The following is a 3,573-nucleotide window of genomic DNA, read 5'->3' as shown; positions in this document are numbered from 1 at the left end:
AGAATGGTAACTTCTGCACCCACGCGGTTCCATACGGAACCCATTTCCAAACCAATCACGCCGGAACCGATCACGCCGAGTTTGGCAGGCACTTCGGTCAGGTTCAATGCACCTTCGTTGTCCAATACGTTCACATTGTCGATAGCGACTTGTGGCAGCGGACGCGGTACGGAACCTGTTGCTACGATGACGTGTTTGGCTTCAATAACGGTTTTCTCGCCTTTGTTATCGACTTCGATTTGGTAAGCATCGCCATTTTTACCGGCAAAGGAAGCAGTACCGAACAGGCTGGTTACTTTGTTTTTTTGGAACAGGAATTTCACGCCGCCGGTCAGCTTGGTCACGATGGCATCTTTGCGCTCAATCATTTTGGCCGCGTCGAATTTTACGTTGCCGACAGTGATGCCGTGTTCGGCAAAATCGTGTTGCGCAGCGTGGAAATGTTCGCTGGATTGCAGCAGGGCTTTGGAAGGGATACAGCCTACGTTCAAGCAAGTACCGCCCAATGCAGGGGCATTGCCTGCTTTGTTAACGCCTGCGTCAACGCAAGCGGTTTTGAAACCCAGTTGCGCGGCACGGATGGCGGCAACGTATCCGCCCGGGCCTGCACCAATCACTACTACATCATATTGAGACATCGTGTCATCCTTTGCTTTTAGCAGTATCTCAAAATAAAAACGATACTTTTTGTTTCTTTTTTATTTTGAATGACTGCGTTTTGATGGTTTTAAGAAAAGGCCGTCTGAAAGTCCATATCTGCCGATTCATTCGAATCAAATGTTTCAGACGGCCTCAATCGTTTGTTGAGCCTATTGTAGCACGATACTACATTACGCTACATCTAAATAAAAATTCAGACGGCCTTTTCATTAATAAATAAAAGGCCGTCTGAAACGATTACAGATCCAACAACAGGCGAGCTGGGTCTTCCAACGCGTCTCTAATGGCTACCAAGGTCAATACAGCTTCGCGGCCGTCAATGATACGGTGGTCGTAAGACAGAGCCAGATACATCATCGGACGGACAACAACTTGGCCGTTTTCAACCACGGCGCGCTCTTTAGTGGCGTGCATACCCAAAATCGCAGATTGAGGCGGGTTGATGATCGGGGTAGACATCATAGAACCGAAAGTACCGCCGTTGGTAATACTGAATGTACCGCCGGTCAGATCTTCGATAGCGATTTTGCCGTCTTTGGCTTTTTTCGCGTAATCAACAATTGCTTGTTCGATGTCGGCAATGCTCATTTGGTCGGCATCGCGCAGGATTGGCACAACCAAACCGCGTGGGCTGCCAATCGCGATACCGATGTCGAAGTAGCCATGGTACACGATGTCTTTGCCGTCAACAGAAGCATTCACAACCGGATATTTTTTCAGGGCGGCAACAGCGGCTTTAACGAAGAAGGACATAAAGCCCAGTTTTACGCCGTGTTCTTTCTCGAATTTATCTTTGTACTTCGCACGCAAGTCCATGATTGGTTTCATGTTGACTTCGTTGAATGTAGTCAGAATGGCGTTTTCTTGTTGAGAAGCCAAGAGGCGTTCGGCAACACGGGCACGCAGGCGGCTCATTGGTACGCGTTCTTCAGGACGCGCGCCGGCAGGAAGTGCAACAGCAGGAGCAGCGGCTGCGGCAGGTTGGGCAGCGGCATTTTGTACGTCTTCTTTCAATACGCGACCGTCACGGCCAGAACCTTGCAATGTGTTCACGTCGACACCGGTCTCGGCAGCCAGTTTGGCGGCGGCAGGCATAGCGGCGTTGTTTTGTGCAACAGCAGGAGCGGCGACTGGGGCTGCTTCGGCAGGAGCGGCTGCAGGTGCTTCGGCAGCGGCAGTAGCAGCTGTATCGATGCGAGCCAAAACTTGGTCGGCAACAACGGTTTCACCGTCTTGCGCTACGATTTCAACCAATACGCCGGCTTGCGGAGAAGGTACTTCCAAAACCACTTTGTCAGTTTCGATATCGATCAGGATTTCGTCACGGGCAACTGCTTCGCCAACTTTTTTCTTCCATTCCAAGAGCGTGCCTTCAGATACGCTTTCAGACAGCATAGGTACTTTTACATCAATAATCATTTTGTGTCTCCAATGGCCCTTTCAGACGGCCTGTTGTGTGTTTTTAATTCTGCATATGGGCATTCCGCCTGAGCAGACTCAGACGGAATGCTACTTGGTTTACAATGCCAAAGCGTCTTCAACCAATTGTTTCAATTGAGCAATGTGTTTGCTTGAGTAGCCCACTGCAGGCGATGCACTGCTTGGACGACCGGCATAAGACAGTTTTTGCTCTTCGCTGATAACGTCTTCGATGCGGTGGCGGATTTGGTAGAACGCGCCTTGGTTTTTCGGCTCTTCTTGTGCCCAAACCACAAATTTTGCGTTCGGATATTTCACCAGTTCAGCTTTAACCTCCTCGTATGGGAACGGATACAGCTGCTCAACGCGGACGATAGCGACATCATCTTCCAGTTTACGCTCGGCACGGCCTGCTTCCAAGTCATAGTAAACCTGACCGGCACACAATACCACGCGTTTCACGCTGTCATTGCTTGCACGTTCTGCGGTATCGCCGATAACCGGACGGAAAGTCGAACCTTCGGTGAAGTTTTCCAGCGGGCTCATTGCACCTTTGAAGCGCAACAGGCGTTTGGACATGAAAATCACCAGCGGTTTGCGGTATGAACCCAAGACTTGACGTTGCAAGAGGTGGAACATTTGCGACGCTTCAGACGGCATGATGACTTGCATATTGTTCTCGGAACACAGTTGCAACCAACGTTCTACGCGTGCAGAAGAGTGCTCAGGGCCTTGACCGTCGTAGCCGTGCGGCAGGATGGTGGTCAGGCCGCACAAACGACCCCATTTGGTTTCACCTGAAGACAGGAATTGGTCAATAGTTACTTGCGCGCCGTTGGCGAAGTCACCGAATTGAGCTTCCCAAATGGTCAGTTTGTCAGGTGCGGAACAGGCAAAGCCGTACTCGAACGCCATCACGGCCTCTTCGTTCAAAATGGAGTCGATAACCAGGAACTCGCCCATGCCTTCGCCCATATGGCGCAGAGGAACATAAGTACCGTCGTCCCATTTTTCGCGTTTTTGATCGTGCAATACTGCATGACGGTGTGAGAATGTACCGCGGCCGGAGTCCTCACCGGAGATACGCACGCCATGACCTTTAGTCAGCAGGCTTGCATATGCCAAGGTTTCGGCCATACCCCAGTCGATGGCTTGTTTGCCAGATGCCATGGCTTTACGCGCTTCAATCACACGTTTTGCAGTCGGATGCAGGGCAAAGCCTTCCGGTACGGCGGTAAACTTCTCGGTAAGGCGCTCAATATCCGCGGCTGGCAAACCAGTTTCGATGTGTTCGCGCCAATCTTTGCCTTGGTATTTGCTCCAGTCGATTTGAGTGCGTTGGAAGTTGCTTAAAGTTGTTTGTTCAACATGTTCGCCTTTGTCCAAAGCATCACGATAGGCTTGGATGTAACCATCGGCCTCAGCTTGAGTTACCACGCCTTCGGCAATCAGTTGCTCGGTGTACAAAGCACGCGCACCTGGGTGTTGCGATAC

The 3,573-nt window shown here is 50.9% G+C and carries 2 protein-coding genes and 1 pseudogene; all 3 read right to left on the bottom strand.

The genetic code is table 11. The features are described 5' to 3' along the window. On the bottom strand, positions 1 to 638 hold a 638-nt coding region (locus ACTHSP_RS18870), incomplete at its 3' end, for an FAD-dependent oxidoreductase (protein WP_440346669.1). A gap of 259 nt (positions 639 to 897) precedes the next feature. Next, positions 898 to 2,079, bottom strand: a complete 1,182-nt coding sequence (odhB, locus tag ACTHSP_RS18865; RefSeq protein WP_371464841.1) for a 2-oxoglutarate dehydrogenase complex dihydrolipoyllysine-residue succinyltransferase — start codon at positions 2,077 to 2,079, stop codon at positions 898 to 900. Positions 2,080 to 2,178: 99 nt separating this feature from the next. Beyond that, a pseudogene (sucA, locus tag ACTHSP_RS18860) lies at positions 2,179 to 3,573 on the bottom strand (2-oxoglutarate dehydrogenase E1 component); the annotation flags it as partial.

It is taken from the genome of Neisseria sp. P0001.S005, from assembly GCF_051963715.1.
Note: the sequence above shows the minus strand (reverse complement) of the source record. Positions and strands in the feature narration are given on the sequence as shown.

Bases quoted from the DNA above. Each gene is read 5' to 3' on its own strand.
- odhB (WP_371464841.1), bottom strand. From the start codon at position 2,079: ATGATTATTGATGTAAAAGTACCTATGCTGTCTGAAAGCGTATCTGAA.